Origin of the sequence: Neobacillus sp. SAB-20_R2A, from assembly GCF_049568635.1 — a bacterium.
GTDB lineage: Bacteria > Bacillota > Bacilli > Bacillales > Cytobacillaceae > Neobacillus > Neobacillus citreus.
In genome coordinates, this window is sequence record NZ_CP145895.1 from 5547962 (window position 1) to 5571249 (window position 23288).

Consider the following 23288-nt stretch of genomic DNA (forward strand, 5'->3'; position numbering starts at 1 on the left):
CTCTCCTCCAAATTGGAGTACCCGCTTGATTTAATACGCGAATATATGGAGTAAACTTCCACTTGAACTGGTCGTACTTAATAACAGTTAATAACCCAACTGTTGACTGAATACAATTTTTAAAAAGAGTTAAAACGAATAGTAGTATGACCCTTTGGTGTCCAGCCTAATGACTCACCTTCAAACCCTTGCTCTGCCGCTTTCTTATACCATTGTTCAGCTTGGGGCTGGTCTTGCTCTACTCCTATCCCCTTTGCATACATATCTCCAAGTCTGTACTGGGCTGCGGCATGCTCTCGCTCTGCTGCCCTTCTGTACCATTCTACTGCATGGGCTTGATCTTGAACTACACCAAACCCATGTTCATAGGCATATCCGAGGCTATACTCAGCAGCAACACTTCCTTTCTCGGCTGCCCTCCTAAACCACTTTACGGCTTCCCGATAATCCTTGGCTACTTTAGATCCCTGCGTATACATGACCCCTAGTCGATACAGGGTGTTCCTAAGATTTGCAATAGCAAGTGTATTGCTTTCCAGCGTCGTCGCCTTTTGATACCATTCCACCGCTTGAATCAGGTTTTGAGGTACTCCTAATCCCCTGGCATACAAGTCCCCTATACTATTGTGTGCCCACGCGTTTCCCTGTTCAGCTGCTTTTTTAAACCATTCCAACGCCTGCTCATAGTCTTTGGCTACTCCATTCCCCTTAGCATAGGCGACTCCAAGTCTATACTGAGCACGATCAACACCCTGCTCAGCTGCCTTTCGATACCATCCTACCGCCTGTTCAGGATCTTTCTCCACTCCCCACCCATATTCGAACATCGCCCCAAGCTGAAGGTGGGCATCCTCATGGCCTTGCTTGGCTGCCCTCTTATACCATTCCAGCGCTAACTTATAATCTTTTCCTAATCCGGTTGAATCAGCATATGCCAGTCCAAGCCTATACTGGGCATTCACATCCCCCTGTTCTGCCCCTATCTTATATTGCTCCACCGCTTGCATTCGTTTTTCAGTTCCTTCAACAATAATCTGAGCAGGCTGAAGCCCCTTCTCGGCTGCCTTCCTGTACCATCCTAGTGCCTGCTCGAGGTCTTGGGCTACTCCAAGTCCGTGCTCATACATGCCCGCAAGATTATACTGAGCACCCTCGTCTCCTAACTCGGCCGCTTTTCGATACCATCCCACGGCCTGCTTTAAGTTCTCCTCTACTCCATTCCCATTGGAGTACATCGTCCCTAGGGTATTTTGGGCACCAGTATGGCCTTGCACTGCAGCCCTCGTAAACCATTCCACCGCTTGTTTAAGTTCTGACTGTATCCCAGTATCTCCATATTCGTACTTGCAGCCAAGGTAAAATTGCGCCTGCGCGTGTCCTTGTTCTGCCGCACGATGATACCACTTCATGGCCCGATTAGGGTCCCGCTCCATTCCATATCCCCCGTCATACATTAACCCAAGGTTATATTGAGCCTCTGCATGCCCTTGTTCCGCAGCCTTGGAGTACCATTCGATTGCCTTATTGTAATTCTGTTCCACTCCTTGAGCGTTATAATAGATCTCTGCAAGGCAAAATTGACTATCCGGATCGCCTTGAACAGCCGCTTTTTTAAACCAAAAAAATGCCTCTAACAGATTTACTTCTCCCCCCGTTCCTCTCCGATAGATACTGCCCAGCTTTGCTTGTGCCCCTGCGTGCCCTTGCTCTGCTGCCCTTTTAAACCACTGGATAGCACTCGCATAATCGGTTTCAATGATTCCTTCATAAAATAGTAAACCTAACACAAATTGGGACTCAACATGTCCTAATTCTGCCGCTTTTTTATAGTGAGTCGCTGCCTCAAGCCTATCACCCGTGAGTCTTGCTTCTTCTCCTGCTTGAAACTCCTTATCAGCCTTGCTTACTTCAGAATCCTGGAACACCTGCTGCTTCTCTTGACTGGTTTCACTAGTTTTATAACTTTGAACATACCATTCCACAATATCTAGTAAACTGTCTAACACTCTTATTGCATCTTTAGCATTGCCAGGCCCGGGGTGAGGACCTATGTTCCCCATAGCCTTTATATGTCTCATCAAATTGAGAATTGGGATAGCAATTCTATGATTAAAACTTGGGTTATTTAGGATGTTGCCCAGGGAGGAACCTCGTGAATCTTGACCTGTTTCCTTCAAATATACATCCGAGACAATCTTTTCAAGTGCAATCCTAGACTTGGTTAAAGAACTCTTGGGATCAGAATAGATGTACTTATATGCCAGCTTAATTTGTTCGTTTATATCTTTATCAATTAATATAGTAAGAATCTCTGCTATACGTTGTTTTATTCCTTCCTCGTTATAAATCATCTGTCCACCTCTTCTATAAGTACATTTTAACTAATTTTTACCTAAAGTATCTTAAAACTTTTCAATACTATTAAAATAATTGCCAACCATGTCATCCCCATTCATCCAACATCTTTTTTGGTAAATAACTATATAAAAAGTAAAGGACCATAGGGATGGGAGGTTTTTATGACTGTTATATTTGGCAGCACCTTACTTTTCTTGGAAAAAGTTAATAGTTACATAAATATTGTTTTGTGAGAAAATGGAAGACTGAGGCCAACTGTCTCTCAAAAAAAACGGCATCAGGATTTGTATCGTTTATATAACCCAGCCAACAGTTTAAAATAAAGGAGGATTCCCTAAATGAAAACCCAAAAAAAGAAGAGAAAATGGGTCAAAATAACGCTCATCACTCTTCTTGTGTTGTTCTTATCATTCGGAATTTACAGTTATTCCATATATAAATCGTTTAAAACCGCCGTCGATACCATGCATCACCCAATTGAACGAAAACAATCAGATAAACGCCAAGAGCCAGTTGAAGTAAAGAAGGATCCATTTACTGTGTTAATGTTGGGTGTCGATGAACGTCAAGGTGACAAAGGCCGTTCTGACTCCATGATCGTATTGGCTGTAAACCCACAAAAACAGTCGGTAAAAATGTTAAGCATACCGCGTGACACTCGCACTGAAATAGTCGGCAAGGGCAAAGAGGACAAGATCAATCATGCTTATGCATTCGGCGGAGTACCGATGGCAATGGATACCGTTGAAAGCTTTCTCGATATCCCGATCGATTATTATATCCAAATTAATATGGAAGGCTTTAAAGACATTGTCGATGCGGTTGGCGGGGTAACGGTCCAGAATGACCTGGACTTTACTGTCGGCCAATACCATTTCGCAAAAGGAAAGATCACTCTAAATGGGGATGAAGCGTTAAGTTATTCAAGGATGAGACACGAGGACCCTAGAGGGGACTTTGGACGACAAGAAAGGCAGCGTCAAATCATTCAAGCAGTTATTAAAGAAGGTGCCAGTCTTTCTAGCTTAACAAACTTCTCTGACATCTTCTCCGCCCTCGGTAAAAATGTCAAAACAAACTTAACCTTTGACCAAATGGCAGCCATTCAAAAAAATGATAAAACGGCCGGAAACAGCATTGAACAAATCGAAATAAAAGAAACAGGCACAAAGATTAACAAAATTTATTACGGAATAGTTGTCCCTGAAGAGAAACAAAGGGTACAAAGCGAATTAAAATCACAATTGGAGTTAAGCAATTCTAACTAAACTAATGTAATTAATGCTCGAATTAAGGTGATCCTCCCAATCCAGCCACACCTAACAATAAAAGCCAACAACCTCAAACGGCAGTTGGCTTTTTACACGCAAGTATTTCTTAAAGTCTTGCATATTATATTATAGGCATTTTAAACTTATCCTTTATTGTGTTAAAGTATAAGTTTAATTTAATTATAAATCTGAAATCATACCGCCATCGACAACGAATTGTGCTCCAGTTGAATAACTAGAATCGTCTGAAGCAAGGTATACAACTAAATTAGATACTTCTACTACTTCTGCTCTTCTTCTTAGTGGAATATCTTGTTCAAGTTGCTTAAGATATTCTTCAACATCTGGTTGGTCAGCCATAGGTGTTTTGATGATTCCTGGGTGTACAGAATTTACACGGATGTTAAATTGTCCAAGCTCAGCAGCCGCACCTTTAGTCATACCAGTTACAGCATGTTTAGAAGCACTATAAGCAATAGCCGTTGGGGCACTTACCAAACCATCTACGGATGAAATGTTAATAATAGAACCTACGCCAGCTTTTTTCATTGAAGGAAGTACTTTTTGCATTCCTAAGAATACACCAAGCTCGTCTACTTTAAATGTTAATTCGAAGTCTTTTACAGTTAGTTCTTCTAATGTTTTGAAGATACCAATTCCTGCGTTGTTTACTAAAACGTTGATAGGACCAAATGTTTCTTCTGTTTTTGCTACAACTTCTACCCAGTTCTCTTCACTAGAAACATCTAATTTAAGAGCGATTGCGTTTTCTCCTAGTTCGTCTGCTAGTTCTTGTGCCCCCTCAATGTTAAGGTCCGTGATGGCTACTTTTGCTCCCTCTTCCACGAATTTACGAGCATGCATAGCACCCATACCTTGTGCTGCCCCTGTAATGATTGCTACTTTTCCATCTAATTTTCCCATTTTGAATTTCTCCTTTCGAAATTTCAAAGTCTTTTTCTGTTAAGTAAACAACTTCTATTATGTGCTTTTAGTGAACAAGTTAATAATAAACCTTCTGTTAATTACTTTCAATTAAAGAGTCTCGAATTAAAGATATTTTTATTTCCTTATACCAAAGGAGCTCTCCCTTATTAATTTAACCTAAAAGGCTGTTATTAAAAAAGGTGCCAGCCTTTCTACCTTAACAAATTTCTCTGACATCTTCTCCGCACTTGGTAAAAATGTCAAAACAAACTTAACCTTTGACCAAATGGCAGCCATTCAAAAAAATGATAAAACGGCCGGAAACAGCATTGAACAAATCGAAATAAAAGAAACAGGCACAAAGATTAACAAAATTTATTACGGAATAGTTGCCCCTGAAGAGAAACAAAGGGTACAAAGTGAATTAAAATCACAATTGGAGTTAAGCAATTCTAACTAGAACTATTAATGTTGCTTTGTTTAAAAACTTTTAAAAAAACATTCTACAAAAGGGTAAACTCGCCAGATTGGCGAGTTTTTCTTTTTGCCTTCAGAGTATTAGCCTCTCTTTATGTTCCAAAAAAATCAAGGAAATCTCTATCATTAACACAAAAATTATTTAATCTAGCTGCACGTTGAAGTTCAAATGCACATAAGCCAAGCCTTGATACTCTGCCAATTAAGGGTAGCTTCCTAGCTTTCTCCTGTCGCGTAGGCAAAATCAAATCTCCATTCTAACCTCAGCATTTCAATAATTGAGACATTGGAACCCTCCCTACGTATCACCTGCAACTCCCCGAAAAATTTATTTCTCCCCTGTCCTTTTCCCACCAAAAACACTAAATAAAGGGTGAAAGGAGGTGAAGGACAATGGCACAAGCATTGTTAGAAGGTTCAAAGCTTCGCTTGGCCTTCCAGGTAGATCTGGACGAGCAGGGAAACCCTGTTCTAAAAACCAAAACATTCAGCAATATCAAACAGGAAGCAACTGCTGACCAGTTATTCCAAGTTGCACAAGCCATTTCTACATTATGCAACTACCCGCTAAACAAAACCGAACGCAGCGACAGCACTGAACTGACCGCGTAAAGAATGAAGCAGAGGGACGGTTCTAGTGCCTCAAACCTTAGGTAAAGAAGCGCAAATCTAACAAGGAGGTAATCAGTAAAAAGTGAAGCAAAAGAACCGTCCCCATGCCTCAAAGAAAGGAGGTGAATGGAATGGCAAAGACGTTGGAGTTAATGTTTGGTACGGAGTTTGGCAAGACTGCCCGGATTGCGGTGGAGAATCCGAAGGAGCCGGTTGATGAGGCTGCTGTTAAACAAGCGATGGAACAGATCATTGCTGCGGATGTATTTACATCGGCCAGCGGCAGGTATGTTGCTGCAAAAGGAGCTAGAGTCATCGACCGCAATGTGGTTGAGTATGAAATTGTTTAGTAGTTAGGTAGTGAATTTGCAGGGCAATCTAGTTAAATCAATACATTTAAGGGGGAGGCCGGATTCAAATGCGAAACCGGTCTCTTTTAAAATATGAATCGGAAAGGAGAGAATTTGCTGTGGAACAAATCATCTCATTTATCAACGAGGTGGGCTTCCCTATCGTTGTGACCCTCTATCTGCTCTATCGAATAGAATCAAAGCTTGATTTAGTCGTCCAGTCGATCCAGAGCCTGCCTGAGCGGATGAAGGGGTGAAAGTCATACCGCTCTTTGGTCATCCCAGTATTACTAAAGCCAACTACCTTTTCAATGTGTGGCAGTTGGCTTTTTATATGCAAGTATTTCTTAAAAACATACATATTTTAGGCTCTATAAACTTATCCTTTATTATTCTGTTATCTGCTAAGTTAGTTGAACTAGTTTTTCACGGAACAATTAAGTCCTTTATAATATTAATCTCAGTACCCAAATCCAATTACACGATGGGAATTTATATTTACTTAAACTCCAACGCCACCTAATCTGTTCACTTAAGAGCGTTAAGTGCAACCTCTGCCGCTTCTGCGATCAGCGCATTGTCAAAGGCGGCATTCTGTGTATCACGGCTGGATAGAACTGCGATCACAATAGGAGATCTATTCGGCGGCCACACAATCGCAATGTCATTCCGCGTTCCATAGCTTCCTGCCCCGCTCTTATCAGCAACTTCCCCGCCTGTTGGTGCACCGGCACGGATTAATGCATCTCCAGTGGCATTTCCCCGCATCCAATCTGTCAGGAGCGTACGTTTTTCAGCTGGGAGCACATCGCCGACTGCGAAAGCCTGAATGCTGGTAGCAAGTGCTTTTGGCGTGCTGGTGTCCCGTGTATCTCCAGGAACAGCTGAGTTCAAATCCGTCTCGTAGCGATCAGCCTGAGTCACGTGATCGCCAATCTGCCTCAATGCTGCTTCAAACCCCTCAGGTCCTCCCAATTTCTCAAATAAAAGGTTCCCTGCAGTGTTGTCACTATATCGAACAGCAGCCTCAATCACTTCCCGAAGAGTCATCCCGGTATCTACGTGAAGGCTTGTGACGGGTGAATACGTAACGATGTCCTCGCTGTTGTATGTAACTAACTCGTCGAGTTGATCAATAGAGTATTGCTGCAGCAATGCACCTGCGGCTAGAGCTTTGTAAGTAGATGCGAAAGCGAACCGCTCTTGTGGCCGATAGGAGACCTTCCGATTTGTACCTGTATCGATCGCGTAGACTCCAAGACGGGCATCATATTTGTCCTCGAGTTCTGCAAACTCGCGGTGTATTTGGGGTGCCGGCGTTTTCCTGACTGCCTTTTCGGACTTGTCAGAAAGGTTATCAGTAGTCATTGACCAGCCGGCGAGCGGTACAATGGCAACCACTAGCACAAGCAGGGTAAACATAAAGCTTTTTATGTTGAAAATATCATTTGTTTTCCTCATAATCTTTACCTCTTTCTATTAATATTTGAAGTTCTGAAAATAGACTAAGCGGCTTATTCTATTCAATTTCACGTTTTTATCTCCTTCAAAAATTGCCCCGAAATGCTGGGGATACTTCCCTCCTTTCTACAATTTGATTACATGCGTAATAGCAGGATACGCATGGTAATACTACATTTGTAGTATTTATTACACACCTAATACTACATGTGTAATAAATACATGTCAATCATTTTGCAATTGGCTGTCCTTTTTCCTTAAGGTCAAAATATGCCCGAAATACCCGCTGGCTGATGATATTAGCTGCACTGTGCGGCTGAGCATAACCATCACGGTAGGCATTTGGCACAATAACAGCAATGGCAATCTCAGGATCATCGAATGGGGCATAACCAACAAAAGATAGATTCCAAGTCTTCACCCCATTTTTATAGGATTCCGAGGTCCCGGTTTTACCCGCTGCATTGTACGGTTCGTCTTTAAAATATCCTCTCGCCGTTCCTTGGGAACCATGGGTGACCAGCCAAAAACCTTGTTGAACCCGCTTAAGCATCTCCTGACTCATATCCACCTGGTTCAGCACCACTGGTTCGATTTCATCGATCACGCTGCCCGGTTCATCGCCATTCATATTGGGTTCCCGAATCTCCTTCACCAATTGGGGCTTCATCCGGTACCCTCCATTAGCAATCGTTGTAATATACTGGGCGATTTGCAGCGGTGTATAGGTATCTAGTTGTCCGATGGCTATTTGAAAGTAGGTGCTCGGATTGGTTCCTTTAATTCCAGCCGTTTCATTATCAAAACCAATACCGGTTGGGATGCCCAAACCAAATTGGTTGAAATAATAGCGGATCGTTTCAATTTTTTTCGGATCGATATTCAATGTGCCATTGGGGACATACTTGCCGCCCATCATTTCAATCGCGGTTTTCCACATATACACGTTTGATGAACGCTCTAATGCCTCTAAATCGTTAATTCTGTTCATGACTTGGTAAGAGGAGAAGGTTCCCGAGCCCTTAAACCGCATGACTTCATCCAACTCGGTTTCCCCGAAATCCCTGACACCCGTTTGGTATCCGGTTAATACGGTGGCCCCTTTGACAACGGACCCCTGTTCAAATGCATAAGTGAAGGTTCCCGGTGTAAAATCGGTAAATTCTCCGGACTGTCTGTTAAAGACTTTTCCTGACATCGCCAGAATCCGGCCTGTTTTTGGTTCCATTGCCACAACAAAGGCAGTGTCGAGGGTATCCGTATGCGGCTTTTGGATGGCACTGACTAACTCTTCCTGCATAATTTTCTCCACTTGGGCTTGAAACTCCATATCAATGGTCAGAACAAGATCCTTGCCGCTCTTCCCTTCCGATACAGTCTTTGTACTTACCACATTTCCATTTTGATCGGTCACCGTTTTTACTTTTTCCTTCTGGCCTTGCAACACGCCATCATAAAGCTCTTCAATATAACTTTTTCCGACGCGGTCATTCAGCTTGTATCCTTTAGAAGTATAGTAATCTACCTTGTCCGCCGGAAGGCCTTCATCTGCACTCGTTACTTCCCCAAGCATATTCCAAAACGTTTCCCCGTAGGTCCGGCCCCTCTTCCAATCGGTCGTCACATCCACACCCGGCAGGTTATCCAGATTTTCATTGACCCTTGCAAATTCTTCCTCTGTTACATTTTCATTTTTGACCATCGTCGGTGTTAAAGCGGTGGCGGATGAAAGTTTCCGGTAGATAGCTGCCAGATTTTTGTCCATTCCCTTGAGATCGCTTTCTGTAATGCGGTTCAATTTTAAATGATATAAATCCTTGTCATTCAGCTTTTCCTGTTTGTATAATTTCTCCTCCTTCTTAGTGATTAAATCCGTGCCATTGTTATGTTCTAACAGCCAGATATCTTTCAAATCCCGATCGGTCACTTTATTGATCTCTTTATCCGTCATGATTAGGAAGGTATTTAACTTTTTGGCCAGTTCAAGAAGTTCTCTTGGCTGCGGGTTTTTCGGCGGTGTATAGATAATCGCCTTTTCCGGTATATTGTAAACTACTAACCTATCGTTCGTGTCATATATTTTTCCGCGGGGAACAGAATAGCTGACAGACGTCACATCTGTCTTCTCAGCTTGGGCAGCAAAGGCTTCTCCTTTTAAAATTTGAATAAACCCCAGGCGCAGAATTAAGATGGAAAAAAGGACAAAGACCACGAAAAAGAGACTAGCCAGTCTCCATCGAGTTTTACCTTTTACTATATTTTCTTTTTGCTTCAAAACTTATCAGCCCTTTCCTATGTTCGCCCCAAATACTACAATTGTAGTATTTAACCCAAGAAAGTCCCAAAAAGGAAGAGTAATCCTTTCTGGGGTTCATTATTAATAGATCTTTTTATCATGCAGAATCTGCTTAGCAATCTCCGCTGCCTTGCTTCCCTGGGCTTGACCATCCTTATCTTGAATATTAATGGCAAAATAAAAACGATCATTGCCTTTATCGACAAAACCAATAAACCAGCCATTTACATTCTTACCATTAACCATACCGGTTCCTGTTTTACCGTACAACTGCCCATTCTTTTGCTCATCTATGAAAAGTGCCTTTTGTACCGCTTTGATATTTTCCGCTTTAAAACCCCATTGATTTTCTTTTAATTGATATAATAATTGGACTTGTTCAATGGGTGATATTTTTAGGGAAGATTCCATCCAGTAACTATCCAAATTCCCTGAAAGATCCTCATTCCCGTATTTTATCTTGTGAAAATAATCCTGCAGCGGCTTTCTGCCTACCTCTCGATCGGTATTCTGGAAATACCAATTCACGGAACGGCCTAAGGCGGACGCTAAATTTTGATTTTGATTCCATTCTGGAAACGGATAAATTTCCCCATCCCAAACCTGGTTATTGCTATTCGGGGAAATCACATTGGATTCCAATGCAAATAAGGCCGAATATATTTTATAGGTACTATCAGGAGAAACCCTCTGTTCACTCATCTCTCGATTATATATTCGGTATTGGTATTTAGAGGGATCATATAAAACAAAGCTTCCCTTGTAGCCCTTAAAATAGGAGCTTAGATCTTCATAGACCGCATTCTTCCCGCTAAACTGATACACATCATTTGGGCTGGCAATAACGTTGGTGAATGGAGCAAGGAATAACACAACCATTCCTAAAACAGCCAAGATGACCTTGCTTTTCCATTTCAATAACAAAGAATCTTTAGAGTAGCTTGCAATGCACCGGATTCTTTGTTTGATTTGTTTTTTTGTCCCGCCTATACCTGGAGCAATCTGTTTAAGGGTACGATCCTGCTTTTTATCGGCAAAACGAATGATGGTATACCCATATTCGATATAGCCGCTCTCATCCAAGAGATTTAAAACGGATGCATCACAGGCCAATTCCCGATCATTTCGGATCCTTTTTGAAGCATACCAGACGACCGGGTTAAACCAATACATAATCTGAACCATCCACATGACGTAATTCACGAACAAATCTTTGCTTTTTTGATGGTGCAGCTCGTGCAAAAGCACGTATTTTAATTCATTTAACGAGAATTCTTCCCGCGTTTTGCTTGGTAAAAAAATATAGGGGTGAAAAATCCCGAACGTGATTGGCGAGGAAATCAGAGCCGTTTCCCGCAGCCTCACGTTTCTTTTCACGCCAACCATCTCTTTGCACACTTCTAATAGTTTGTTTAGCTTTTGGTCATCAATAGCAACAGCCGACTTTTTGATTTGATAGATTTGATAAGATGAATAAACAGCAGCCCCAACAAAAAGAAGCACTCCAATGACCCAAGCTGTAAAAAGTGTATGGTAGACGAAATCGGGCGCTGACTTGTTTACCGATACCGTGAAATCATGTAATAAATCGCTGTTTGGCGCCTGAGCGGCAGCCACTCCATTGATCCTTTCACTGTCCAATGGCGCTTCTCTATGGAAAAATAGTAAACTTTTAAAATCTCCAAGGCGAAAATAATGCCAAGGCAAAAAGGCAGCAAGCATTGGAATGCAAAGAAAATACCAAATATGATAATGTGCTTTCACTGTCATATGCTGGTTTAATAGCTTTTTGATTAACAGAATAGTAAAAATAAGGAGGGATACAACGATTGTACTGACGATGATTCGCAGCAGCAGTGTATCCATTATTTCTCCCCTTCTTTCTTTTCCCTCGTGGACAATATTTTCTTTAGTTCCGATATTTCTTCGTTCGATAACTGATCATTTTCAATAAAATTTAAGACCATTGAATGTAACGTACCGCCGAAGAACTGCTGCAAAAAGGATTTACTTTTTTGCTCAACATATTGGTGCTTCTCAACCAGTGACGTATAAATAAACACCCTGCCATCTTTTCTAGCATGCAAAGCCTTTTTCTTAACTAGGCGTGCCAGCATCGTGTGAATGGTATTGGGCTTCCATTCACTATTCGATAATTTCTCCACTACCTCAGGAGTCGAAATCGGCTCATAGTTCCATATAACCTTCATTACTTCATATTCTGCTTCTGATATTTGTGGAATCTCCCTCATGATACCTCTCCTACTTTTACAACTGTAGTATTTATTATAGCAGGAAGGGCCAAGTATATAAAGTATTGGGGGACTTTAACCTATGGTAAATAGTCCCCTATGTGCTAAGGATTTATTCTGACCCATTTTTACTATATGATTTGGACGTTAATAATTGACCTTAATCAAGGTCACGCTAAAACGGCTTATGCGCATGTTGCTTATAAAAAAGAATGAATTAAAAAGAGAATAGCAAAAGCAACGCCAGACCGTAAATGCCACTTCCGGTCCATCCTTTGATATCGAAATAGTCCTGATATAGGAACTGGGAGCAGGACGATCAAGGAAAGCAATCCACTTATGTTATTAAAATCAAATTTGAAGCCGTGCATAAAGACAGCCACCGTATGCAAGATAATAAAAGCGATGGCGAGAATTGCTACTGGAGTATGCCATCTTCGGGCAAAGCGCAGTAAAGTCGACAACCTTTTTTTCACATTGGCTTGACCTTTTAAATAATCAAGCTTAATAACACGAAGAAGCACATAATAAGCAAGTACAAAAAATAAGGCAATTCTTGCATTGGAGCCAAAATCTTTAAATGTATGTTCGAAATGCTTGCTATGCAGAGTGGTTAATGGAAGCTGTAATAGTCCCTTAAGTTCCCAAAGCATGATCGAAGCAGCGATAATAATCGCCACGATTACCCATATGCGTTCCTTTTTAGGAATCCATCCTTGTTTTTGAACCTTGATTGCCCGTGTATTCATTGGTTTGTCCTCCTATTAATTAGAGTAATGTTTGCATTTTTAAATCCAAAGGCAACTTTTAGATTCTTAATTCTGGTCATTGTCACCGAATCCTATTTTTCTCGGAAAACAAACCATCTAAAGTTAAAATAACCTTCAATTTTATTTAAATACAATGTAGCACGATAAATGAATACATTTTCCAAATTAATGAATTTTTAATTATAAATTAAGTTAAAAATAAGAAGCGACAGTAGATACTAATAAAAACTTTTTCCTTTTAAGAGGAGTTATGAAAACAATTGGTATTAGATTAGTTAATTGGAGGTGAAAAAATGGATCAACACCTGCATCACGTAGAAGAACATTTTTCTGGGTCTGACTTCATTCGGGATGTTGTAATTGGTATGTCAGACGGATTAACCGTACCGTTTGCATTAGCTGCTGGTTTGTCCGGTGCTGTTGATACAACAACATTGATTCTCACAGCAGGTAGTGCTGAAATTGCAGCAGGGTCAATTGCAATGGGACTCGGTGGATACTTGGCAGGAAAAACAGATGCGGAACATTACGAATCTGAACTTGCTCGTGAACAGCACGAAATAATAGATTTTCCAGAACGCGAAGAAGAGGAAGTATCCGAAATTTTTAGGGAATATGGACTTGAAGAAGAACAAATCAAATCTATTACCGAAACCATGAAAAAGAACCCTGAAAAATGGGTGGATTTTATGATGAGATTCGAATTAGGGTTGGAGAAACCAGAGCCTACAAGAGCAAGGAACAGTGCGATTACCATTGCAGTTTCTTATATTGTCGGAGGATTAATCCCTTTGTTCCCTTATTTTATCTTAAAACATCCTGCAACAGCATTAATGGTTTCTGTGGTGGTCACACTTATCGCTTTGATGATTTTCGGATACGTAAAAGGAAGGTTCACGGGAACTTCGCCTATTAAGAGTGCTGTTCAAACGACGATTACTGGGGGACTTGCAGCAGCAGTTGCGTTTGGTCTGGCGAGAATTCTCACTTGAAGGTAGAACTCCGTAAGTGTAAGCAATCAATACATGCATCCCGGCACTAATGGTTGACCCTTTCCCTTCTTTCACCAAAACAGCACACAAGTTCAATGTTTGGATACACTAACAAAATAGGAGTGATTAGCCTATATGGGAAAAGGATGAGCAAGATGTCAATAAAGCTTCAAAGGATCTTAAATATCGCATCGTCTTAATTGCATTGTCGACATTACCTTTTATGGGGTTAAAAAATATAAAGCGGTTTTTACCGGTTTCAATCCTTATCGGTGGTATAGAAGTCATTAATGCAACAATTGGAAAAAAACGCAAATGGTGGGTCTTTTATAATAAACCTAATTCATACTTATTTAATGAATTTCCATTTAATATTGGTGCGTTTTTGGTAACCTCACTTTGGATTATGAAGTGGTCATATGGGTAATTCCTAAAGTTTATCTTACTTAATGCAATCGGTAATGCTTTTTTTGCTAATCCATTCGCCAAATTTGCGAGAAAAATTAAGTATTTCACATTGGTTCGTCTTAATCATTTACAATTTTTCTTCTATTTCTTTTCTAAGGTATTTCTGTTTTACGGATTCCAATACCTGTTTGAAAAGTACAAAAAGCCTTATTAAAATAAGAAAATACGTTCTTGAATAATCCTGCCCGTTACTTTAAATACATTTGTTCACAAATAAGATTAATTTCACTAAGGTGCAATACGCACCAAGCTGGTTAAATACGTTCAAGCTTTTTAAATGGTCTAGGAGGGAGTTTAACACGGATGGTATCACCTGGTTTCACTTCTCCACTCTGCAATATAACTCCCATGATTCCTGACTTTTTCCGTCTGAATCCTTATCCAAAACAGCCTTTAAAAGGCCCTGTTTAAAATGATCAATTTGAGCACAAGGATTGCTTAAGCCTGTTACTTTAATAATTGCAGACTCCCCTATAAATAATATCGTGTCAATAGGTAATTCTAGAAGATTTATTCCGACAGTTGTTATATTAACTCTACTTAATCTTATTTAAACTCGTGTAAATTCTCCTTAATGTATGAAACCAATAATCTATACAGTCTACTGTTATTTAAAATATAGTATTGATTATCTAATTCCTGCCATTCTCTTTCTTTAACTTCTTTACTTAGTTTTGAGTTAAATATAGTAATTGCTTGTTTAAATATAAGATAAAAATCGTAGTCATTAATTCTTTTAAAAGACATTATTGTATCCGCAATGAAAGCCCCATTAGTATTTAAAAAGTATTGAACAAACCCACCATTACCGACTTCCCCATCAAGTTTTGTAATTAATGTGATTGTCTTTTCTCCTATCGTCATTGAATCTATGTCTTTTTTCTTTATAGAGATAATCCACAAAACATCATTCACAATCCTATATTCATCTGAATCAGTTCTAAAAACAAAGTTCTCAATATTGACATTCAAATATATCATTCCTTCTTTCAAATGGAATATTTTCTTTTACTCTAACCTTTTTCAATATCCTTCTTCAACTGCTCCTTTACAATGTATCTTTTAAATTAATTGTTTTGTTAGAAAAAAAGCGTTCCTGCCTTGTTACAGAAACGCACCCGTGAGTTCAACTAGGATTACAATTTTTTAATTTCAACACCAGTTATTCATTTAACAAGAGCAGCCAATTAGCTGAATAAGAATAACAATTTCAATCCCCATGAGCTTCATTCAAAAAATAAAAAACGTTCTCATTCAGAGAGGCTTTTAGTTAAATTCAGAACACGGTTCAGATTTGGTCTAAGGATTCAGAAAAATGTACGGATTAACTAAATAACCTGTCCCTTTCAAAATGAACTATTTTTTCATTTACTATAATGCATGGAGATTTTTTTTGATTGGGAAAGGGGTGTATATTATGGGAAGTATTAAAAAGTTTAAGTGTACAAGTATTTCAGTTCCAGTAAGTAATACTTTTGCGGGGAAGTGTGACGGAACTGAACACATTTTATTTGATGCAATTGGACCAGCTCCAACTGCAGCAGTGATTAGATTTACAAATAATGCCACCGCTGCTGTCGGGTGCCCAATTACATTTGTAGTAACACGACCTGATGGGGCATCGGTAACTTTTCAAGTTCCTCCTGGGGGTTCTTTTCTATTCTCTTTTGGTCCTACTCAATCAATCAAGGCTATCTGCCCAAATGAAACTCAAACCAGTGTTTGTACTGGAGGATTTGAAGGTACTTTTTTCTTCTGTATCTGTTGTGATTCAAACTCTAATGTCGAAGATGACAAAGATAATGAAGAATCATCATAGTGACATATACAATTAAAGCAGAGAACGTTTAACAGGAAAGATCGTTTCATACGTTATAAATGATCTTTCTTTTTTTGAATTAGGGTTGTCACTCCAGTTCCACTTTAATTCAATAAATAAAAAGGCTGCCATTAGCGACCAGATCTTAAGTATTGCATCAGTTACTTTAAATGTAAATCTTCACAGCCTGTTTCGTAGTTCAAACATGCAAAAAGGCGATGCCTTTATTCAAGCATCGCACTCGTATATTGAAATGAAATTTATTTTTTCTCCATTACCGCAAAGTAATTATTTTCATTATCTGCAAAATTAAATACTCTACCTGAAGGCATATTTACAATTTCTCCGACTGTAACGTTATTGTTTGATAAGTTACTATACAAATTATCGAAATTTGTTGAGAAGAACATTAACGATGGTGTTCCGAGATTTAATTCAGGAGACATTTTTGCAACAAACTCCTTATTATGGAGAATAATGCTTGTTTCAGCTTCTTTAGTTGGAGCAATTTCAATCCATCTCATACCTTGACCGTTATCTTCCTCTGAAATGACACTAAACCCTACTATGTCTGTCCAAAACTCCCTTGCTTCATCTTGATTATTCACATACAACATGATTTGACCAACTTGACTAATCATTGATTTTTACACTCCTTTATATATTAATTAATAGTCTCAATGCTCCTAAACCATAGTAACGTTAAAACAGCGTTACTGTAATTACCTCAGCGATTCCACCAGCTCGTTCAAACGGTCCCAAGTTTCGGTGATGCCCTGCAGCATGCCCATGTCCATGACGGTCTTGAGGGCCTCTTCGGAAACATATTCAGCACGGTTTATCAGCTTTGTCTTTCCACCCAAATCGATGAATTCCAATGTGATCTCGGTCGACGGCATGGATTCATTCACATTGCCTTCGGCATCTGAAAAGTAATCGGTATAGACGATCTTCTCCGGCTCGATAATCTCCTTATAAACCCCTTTACCCCAGGATTCCATACCAAAAAATTGACCCTGATTCTGATCGACACACTTCATACAGTAATGCCAAACGCCTCCCGGACGGAAATCGACGGTGCAGACCGGAATCTCCCAGCCCCTCGGCCCCCACCAGCGGTTCAGATGCTCCGGCTCTTTAAACATCCTAAATACGAGATCTCGCGGCGCATCAAAAACGCGCTCCAGTACCAGTACCCGATCGTTCTCAACTCTCGATACCATTGTGTTGTTTGCCATTATATTTCCTCCTTGTTCAATTGTTTTATATTTTATAAAGGGATTAACGCATTGCTTTCAACTGTGATCTTATTTTTCTTCTTTTTCGTGCATTACCTTTAAATAATCGTCCAAGCTATCAAATCTTTCTTCCCAAATTCGGCGATAAGACTCAAGCCACGCATTTAATTGGATAAATGGCTCAGGTCGTAATTGGTAGATGCGCCGATTTGCATCAGCGTGTACTTTAACAATTCCGGCATCACTAAGAACACGAAGGTGTTTAGAAACTTGTGGCTGACGGATTTGTAAGCGTTCGGAAATTTCCCCCACTGTAAGGGGACCTTCTCGCAAAAGTTCTACAATCTGTAAACGATTGGGTTCGGAAAGAGCATTCAGTGTTGTAGTATCCATTTATAGAACCCACCCCTATCCATAAAACAGCTAAATTTAATATTCATTTAACCCTATTTAATTTAATTGTAAAAAGTACTCTGTCTCAATATCCCCACCCAACTGTACACAATTCTCCAAAAATGAAGTTCTAAATTTGAATAATATTCCTTAAATGGAATATAACACAATTAGAATATTCCTGTAAAGGAATATTGTAATTATTTTTTATTAAATGGCTCTGTTAATACTCATTGTTGATTTTCTTATAGGTACGAGAATTCATAGGCGGAGATTTTCCGGCTAAAGTATTAAGAGGAAGCTAAATAAGCAAATATAAGCGAAGAAATTCCGATTAACCGCTCTAAATAAGGCAAAATCCAAAGATTTGGATCAAATAAACGGAAAAACTTCCTTTATTTTTAAGGAAATAAGGGTATTTCCCAATTTAAACGGAATTTTTCCGTTTATTTTTCAAACACAGTAAATTCAACATTCAGTTATAACAGAGCCTATTAAATTAAAATCCTTTGTTTCCTTTTATAGGGATAGCCTATCAGGTTGACAATTTATCTTAATGGTGAAATGTACTGGGACATCCAATCGTTTGGAATAAAAAAGAATCCATATTAATCACTCTTGATTAAAATGGATTCTTTCATACGGTACTTAACAAGCAAACCAACTTTCCCCCACGGCTAAAGCATGTTCCCCCACTATTGCAAATGCCGCAGTTTGTCGGGATTGCCAACTATATAGATGGTCTGAATCCGATTACCATTAAAGGCGAAGGAATAGACATACTTCAGGTCATTATCCGTTGTTAGGATCAGTCCAGGACTCCCATTGATGGTGGCAAAAGAGAGGGTAAACTTTTCTGCATACATTTTCACCAGGTTTTGCAGCAATCGGATGACGCCTGCAGCACCGAAAATAGGAACCCTTGCTGTTGCTACCTTTCCGCCGCCATCCGCGTACATTGCGATGTCTTCGCTAACAAGCTCCAATATTTGCGTAATGTCCCCATTTATGAAGCTGTAGACAAACTCTTTGATTTTTGATTCCATAATCGTAACGGATGGCTGTTGGTCGGGGGTAAAATCCATACTTTTCTTGGCACGGTAGAAAATTTGCCGACAGTTCGTACTGCTTTTGTCGAGAATTTCTGCGATTTCATCATATAGTATTGAAAAGCCACGCGAAGCAAAAAGACGGCCCGTTCGTTGGCGTTGAGCTGCTGCAGCAATAGCAAATAGGCTGTGGAAATAGACTCTTGTTGTAAAAAGGCCTGTGAAGGGTCGTTTGCCGGGTTCTCTTTTTCAAGCAACGGCTCCGGCAGCCAGGGTCCGACCTACACCTCCCGTGTCTTTGCGGATGACCGGAAATCAAGACACCGGTTGGTGACAATCTTGCAAAGATAGGCTTTTTTGTTTTCAATCGATTCGCGGTTAGGGAGCTGGTTAAAGGCAATAAATGCTTCTTGCACAATATCCTCTGAATCCATGACGCTGCCCAACATGCGATAGGCTAACGAAAAAAGCAGAGGTTGATAGGCTTGATACAGTGTTTCTACACACATGATTATCCCCATAACTAAAGTCTGGGGTTTCGAAAGAATAGGCTTTAAAAGTCCATTGTCTTTACGTGGGCTACCACAAGTCCCGCTATTTCATCAGGCCAAGGCCTTCAGCTTTGCATGTTTATTCTTCATTATGATGATTTTCTTTGGGGCTTGAAGGAACTGCTTCCTTTCAAGTCCGTCAAATGCATCCTTTACATGTTTGCGAACAATATTAAAGGCGCCATTTACATCGGCATGAATGGAAATTTTCGATCCTTTTATTTTGTAGAAAGCCCTACTACACCGATACCCACTAAAAAGTGGATGGTTATCATCTCCGAAGGTTGGAATCGGATCATTGTCCAAAAAGCTAGACTTGCTAGTATAACTTTCTTCTCGTTCGATGACTTGAATTCCTTTCCGTTCAGCCTTGTATCGTATCATTTCAATGAACGTGGAATACGGAATTTGGATGAAGGTTTGCTTATTAGACTTTTTCAATGCGACCTCCGATTTCCAACCAACATTTCTTCCTATGATAATAGTATCAATCGTTCTTACTGAAGCAATCTCCACTACTTTTGCACTGGCCTTGTGTAAAAAATCCATGACCCGATTATTCCTTTTTCGATCCAATGAAATCAAGCGATTAGTGGTAAATATCCCTTCTTTTGGTCCTTTTCCATTTCTTATTATACACATATAATTTGCCCTTAATTTGTTATAGTATTGATTGATCGATTTTAACCATGTACCCTTGATAAGCAGAGGTTTAAGCCCCGTGTTATCGATAATAGTTGCCAGGTTATCCACTCCCAAATCAATACCCATTACCCGTCTTGGCGGAAATACAAATTCATTTTTTTGTTTATCCGTTCTCTTGATTTCCTTTTCTTGTTCTCCTTTAAAAACAATCTCTATTACATAGCGGCCATAGGACGGTACAATCCGAACCTGTTGAAATTTCCCTTCAGAATAAGCGATCTTTCCCAAGTTTAATGGAAGATGAGTTCCTGGTAATTTTAGAATACTCCCATCTTTTATTTCCGTAATTTGGTTCGTTAAATAACACGTTGTGCGACCATTCTTCGGTTTATATTTTGGAATTTTTGGTTTACCGGTGAAGCTGGCAGGATTGAGTTTATATTTCTTAGAGGCTTCAAAAAAGCTTTTCCAATCATCATATACTTTCTTTATCGTTTGTTGATTGGACTGAGAGGGCATCGAGATGTAATCAATCTGTTTCATAACCTTAAATAACGCTTCTAAAAAGGCATATCCAATGAATGATTTCTCTTGGGTTGGCATTTCGAAAAGTTTCAACTTTGGTTCTATTATTTTGCCTTTTTTGTCTACTTTCATAGGGTTGGCTTTTGCTTTTTCATAGCTTTTCAGGCGAATTATATTCATTTGAGGTAAATAGGTTTCAATATCTTGTAACACTTGAAGTTGATTTTCATTTCTAATTTCATTTCTTAATGATGTGTAAACCTGACGAATATAATAATTGGTAATGTTGTACAAATTTTTCGCCTTAAAACATAGTGAATCACAGTATTCAAATAATTCATGTACAGGATGAATTTGTATTTTATAGGACCTATACATCGTATACACCTCCTTCTGAACAAGAACAAATGTTCTGTATATATTTAAATAATATCACATTATACAAAAAAGTATAGTGAGTTCACTAGATTTAATTGAAAAAATAAACAAAAAAAACAGCTTATATCCCCATATCTAAAGCTAGGGGTTTTACGCTGTTTATCGTTAAAAAAGAATCCCTTTTAATCAATCTTGATTAAAAGGGATTCTTTTTCTTTACATGCGGTTCTTAACAAGCAACCAACTTTCCCCTACGGCTAAAGCATGTTCCCCTCTTGCAAATGACTCAGTTTGTCGGGATTGCCAACTATATAGATGGTCTGAATCCGATTACCATTAAAGGCGAAGGAATAGACATACTTCAGGTCATCATCCATTGTTAGGATCAGTCCTGGACTCGCATTGATAGTGGCAAAGGAGAAGGTAAACTTTCCTTCATGCATTTTCAACAGGTTTTGCAGCAATCGGATGACGCCTGCAGCACCGAAAATAGGAACCCTTGCTGTTGGTACCTTTCCGCCGCCATCCGCGTACATCGCGATGTCTTCACTAACAAGCTCCAATATTTGCGTAATGTCCCCATTTATGAAGCTGTGGACAAACTCTTTGATCTTTGATTCCATAATCGTAACGGATGGCTGTTGGTTGGGGGTAAAATCCATACTTTTCTTGGCACGGTGGAAAATTTGCCGACAGTTCGCACTGCTTTTGTCGAGAATTTCTGCGATTTCTTCATAGGAGTACTGAAAGGCCTCGCGAAGCAAAAAGACGGCCCGTTCGTTGGCATTAAGCTGTTGCAACAATAGCAAATAGGCTGTGGAGATAGACTCTTGTTGTAAAAAGGCCTGTGTGGGGTCGGTTGCCGGGTTCTCTTTTTCAAGCAATGGTTCCGGCAGCCAAGGTCCGACATACACCTCGCGTGTCTTTGCGGATGACCGGATTAAATCAAGACACCGATTGGTGACAATCTTGCAAAGATAGGCTTTTTTGTTTTCAATCGTCTCGCGGTTAGGGAGCTGGTTAAAGGCAATAAATGCTTCTTGCACGATATCCTCCGAATCCATGACGCTGCCCAACATGCGATAGGCTAAAGAAAAAAGCAGAGGTTGATAGGCTTGATACAGTGTTTCTACACACATGATTCGGTATCCTTTCTGACATTCAATAGCTGTGAAACAGCACGTTTCGCACTGGCCACAGATGCATCTACGAGCAGTTCCCCATGCGAAGCCCAATCACCGGCGACATAGAGCCCATCAATTTCTGGTACTGTGGGACCTGGATTTTCGATTCGATTCAGATGAGGAAAATCATGAACCACCGTCATTTTGGGCAGATACTGCCGGGCAACCAAGTGATTTCGCCAACCAGGCTGAGCGAGATCTAACACCTGTTCTAACTCTCTTTCATCCTGTTCCGGGTCCGTTTGCGGGCCCAGATATTTGAAAAGCGAAACTACTTGTGTTTCATAGTCACTTAGGATGGCCGGGCGTGGTTTTCCGGCACGTGAATGATTGGAATATAAAATGGGTTGATCTATGCCGTAAATAAATTGGTGTTTAGGATTGGGAAGCTGGAGTAATCCAACATCGAGACAGGCAACAGTAACAGCGAGGGCTTGCTTTTTCCATGTGTCGAGTGCCGTATCTTCTGCATGCGGGACCAGGTTATAAGAAATGGCTGGGGGTGTAGTCAAGATAACATTCGTTGCTTCTATTTTACTGCCATCGGCACATAAAATCGAGCGGACTTTTTGCTCATGATGCTCGATTAAAGCCACTTTACAATTGGTTACTACTTTTACTCCCAACTGGACAGCGTGCTCATGAAGCTCATCTACGAGCGACCCCCAACCTTTATCCAGATAGAATACACCAAGCAATGCATGTTGCATATGCTTTAAAGCCGGTCCGGCAGGGTGTAAATCAGGTGCACCAGTATAAGTCGCTGTTCGAAGCAGTGAATAGAACAGGTTGCGCAGCATCGGGTCCTGAATTTCAGTTTCAATCCAATCCCGGATGCTAATTTGATCCAAGACTTTTGTATCCATTTTCCCCAATTTTATAAACCATTTGGCAAATTCAAGTTTTCCTCCCCAGCTTAGAAGCGGACTTTGAATGAGGGATGAAATATTCGTTGGCATGGTTAATAATTGATTTTTCCATAATCCATATGCATCAACAGAGGGTGAGCTCCCCTCCAATTGCAATCCGAGCTCGCGAAATGTTTTATACGCTTCCCCATTATACAAAGCATGACCGCCTAAATTAAAATAGACACCCTGCTTTTTATTGGTAATGGCCCTTCCTCCCAACCGTTTGCTTTGTTCCAGAACAATCGTTTTCTTTCCTGCCTTTGCGGCATAAATCGCGGCAGTTAAACCCGCAATTCCCCCACCTACAATCGCAACATCATATTTTGTCAATGTCATCACCCTTTTCGGTTGTTTACAAACA

The 23288-nt window shown here is 40.1% G+C and carries 20 protein-coding genes and 1 pseudogene; 6 read left to right on the forward strand and 15 right to left on the reverse strand.

Translation table 11 applies throughout. From position 1 onward, the window contains the following. Positions 1-119 precede the first annotated feature (119 nt). On the reverse strand, positions 120-2351 hold the full coding sequence (locus V5M37_RS27155; RefSeq protein WP_423799988.1) for a DUF4145 domain-containing protein: 2232 nt from the start codon (positions 2349-2351) through the stop codon (positions 120-122). A gap of 345 nt (positions 2352-2696) precedes the next feature. Between V5M37_RS27155 and V5M37_RS27160 the strand changes: the two genes are divergently transcribed. Further along, positions 2697-3626, forward strand: coding sequence for a LytR family transcriptional regulator (locus tag V5M37_RS27160; RefSeq protein ID WP_423799989.1), 930 nt, complete (start codon positions 2697-2699; stop codon positions 3624-3626). Between the two features lie 183 nt (positions 3627-3809). On the opposite strand, the gene V5M37_RS27165 is transcribed toward V5M37_RS27160, so the two are convergent. Further along, on the reverse strand, positions 3810-4553 hold the full coding sequence (locus tag V5M37_RS27165) for an SDR family NAD(P)-dependent oxidoreductase (protein WP_423799990.1): 744 nt from the start codon (positions 4551-4553) through the stop codon (positions 3810-3812). Between the two features lie 873 nt (positions 4554-5426). Here V5M37_RS27165 and V5M37_RS27170 point away from each other — a divergent pair. The 3 genes from V5M37_RS27170 (at position 5427) to V5M37_RS27180 (ending at position 6252) form a co-directional block, all read left to right on the forward strand. Continuing rightward, positions 5427-5645, forward strand: coding sequence for a DUF1659 domain-containing protein (locus V5M37_RS27170; RefSeq protein WP_423799991.1), 219 nt, complete (start codon positions 5427-5429; stop codon positions 5643-5645). Positions 5646-5776: 131 nt separating this feature from the next. After that, complete coding sequence (locus V5M37_RS27175; protein ID WP_423799992.1) at positions 5777-5995, forward strand: DUF2922 domain-containing protein; 219 nt, start codon at positions 5777-5779, stop codon at positions 5993-5995. Between the two features lie 119 nt (positions 5996-6114). Beyond that, on the forward strand, positions 6115-6252 hold the full coding sequence (locus tag V5M37_RS27180; RefSeq protein WP_213117301.1) for a YvrJ family protein: 138 nt from the start codon (positions 6115-6117) through the stop codon (positions 6250-6252). A gap of 271 nt (positions 6253-6523) precedes the next feature. Here V5M37_RS27180 and bla read toward each other — a convergent pair whose 3' ends face one another. The 5 genes from bla to V5M37_RS27205 form a co-directional block, all read right to left on the reverse strand. After that, complete coding sequence (bla, locus tag V5M37_RS27185) at positions 6524-7417, reverse strand: class A beta-lactamase (RefSeq protein ID WP_423802691.1); 894 nt, start codon at positions 7415-7417, stop codon at positions 6524-6526. 268 nt (positions 7418-7685) lie between these two features. Next, positions 7686-9731, reverse strand: a complete 2046-nt coding sequence (locus V5M37_RS27190; protein ID WP_423799993.1) for a peptidoglycan D,D-transpeptidase FtsI family protein — start codon at positions 9729-9731, stop codon at positions 7686-7688. A 102-nt stretch (positions 9732-9833) separates the two neighbouring features. Beyond that, positions 9834-11618 (reverse strand): BlaR1 family beta-lactam sensor/signal transducer, encoded by a 1785-nt coding sequence (locus V5M37_RS27195; RefSeq protein ID WP_423799994.1) that lies wholly within the window; start codon positions 11616-11618, stop codon positions 9834-9836. Beyond that, entirely contained in the window at positions 11618-12004 is a 387-nt protein-coding gene (locus V5M37_RS27200) for a BlaI/MecI/CopY family transcriptional regulator (protein WP_423799995.1), read from the reverse strand. The genes V5M37_RS27195 and V5M37_RS27200 overlap by 1 nt, the downstream gene beginning before the upstream one ends. Before the next feature lie 200 nt (positions 12005-12204). Next, positions 12205-12753 carry a hypothetical protein gene (locus tag V5M37_RS27205; protein ID WP_423799996.1) on the reverse strand — a complete coding sequence of 183 codons (549 nt, stop codon included), beginning with the start codon at positions 12751-12753 and terminating at the stop codon, positions 12205-12207. 314 nt (positions 12754-13067) lie between these two features. Between V5M37_RS27205 and V5M37_RS27210 the strand changes: the two genes are divergently transcribed. Next, the gene (locus V5M37_RS27210; RefSeq protein ID WP_423799997.1) at positions 13068-13766 is read left to right on the forward strand and encodes a VIT1/CCC1 transporter family protein; all 699 of its coding nucleotides are present in this window, start codon (positions 13068-13070) and stop codon (positions 13764-13766) included. Positions 13767-14780: 1014 nt separating this feature from the next. On the opposite strand, the gene V5M37_RS27215 is transcribed toward V5M37_RS27210, so the two are convergent. Further along, on the reverse strand, positions 14781-15206 hold the full coding sequence (locus tag V5M37_RS27215; protein WP_423799998.1) for a DMP19 family protein: 426 nt from the start codon (positions 15204-15206) through the stop codon (positions 14781-14783). 445 nt (positions 15207-15651) lie between these two features. Here V5M37_RS27215 and V5M37_RS27220 point away from each other — a divergent pair, with 445 nt between their 5' ends. Next, complete coding sequence (locus V5M37_RS27220) at positions 15652-16053, forward strand: S-Ena type endospore appendage (RefSeq protein ID WP_423799999.1); 402 nt, start codon at positions 15652-15654, stop codon at positions 16051-16053. Positions 16054-16313: 260 nt separating this feature from the next. Here V5M37_RS27220 and V5M37_RS27225 read toward each other — a convergent pair whose 3' ends face one another. From V5M37_RS27225 to V5M37_RS27255, 7 genes and pseudogenes are all read right to left on the reverse strand, one after another. Then, the gene (locus V5M37_RS27225) at positions 16314-16694 is read right to left on the reverse strand and encodes a VOC family protein (RefSeq protein WP_423800000.1); all 381 of its coding nucleotides are present in this window, start codon (positions 16692-16694) and stop codon (positions 16314-16316) included. An 81-nt stretch (positions 16695-16775) separates the two neighbouring features. Continuing rightward, positions 16776-17291, reverse strand: coding sequence for an SRPBCC domain-containing protein (locus V5M37_RS27230; RefSeq protein WP_423800001.1), 516 nt, complete (start codon positions 17289-17291; stop codon positions 16776-16778). Positions 17292-17360: 69 nt separating this feature from the next. Beyond that, the gene (locus V5M37_RS27235; RefSeq protein ID WP_423800002.1) at positions 17361-17684 is read right to left on the reverse strand and encodes an ArsR/SmtB family transcription factor; all 324 of its coding nucleotides are present in this window, start codon (positions 17682-17684) and stop codon (positions 17361-17363) included. A gap of 695 nt (positions 17685-18379) precedes the next feature. Next, positions 18380-19242: pseudogene (locus tag V5M37_RS27240) on the reverse strand (RNA polymerase sigma-70 factor). Between the two features lie 93 nt (positions 19243-19335). After that, the gene (locus V5M37_RS27245) at positions 19336-20832 is read right to left on the reverse strand and encodes an RNA-guided endonuclease InsQ/TnpB family protein (protein ID WP_423800003.1); all 1497 of its coding nucleotides are present in this window, start codon (positions 20830-20832) and stop codon (positions 19336-19338) included. 257 nt (positions 20833-21089) lie between these two features. Next, positions 21090-21971 (reverse strand): RNA polymerase sigma-70 factor, encoded by an 882-nt coding sequence (locus tag V5M37_RS27250; protein WP_423800004.1) that lies wholly within the window; start codon positions 21969-21971, stop codon positions 21090-21092. Then, complete coding sequence (locus tag V5M37_RS27255) at positions 21962-23257, reverse strand: phytoene desaturase family protein (RefSeq protein WP_423800005.1); 1296 nt, start codon at positions 23255-23257, stop codon at positions 21962-21964. Before V5M37_RS27255 ends, V5M37_RS27250 begins: the two co-directional genes overlap by 10 nt. Positions 23258-23288: the final 31 nt, after the last annotated feature.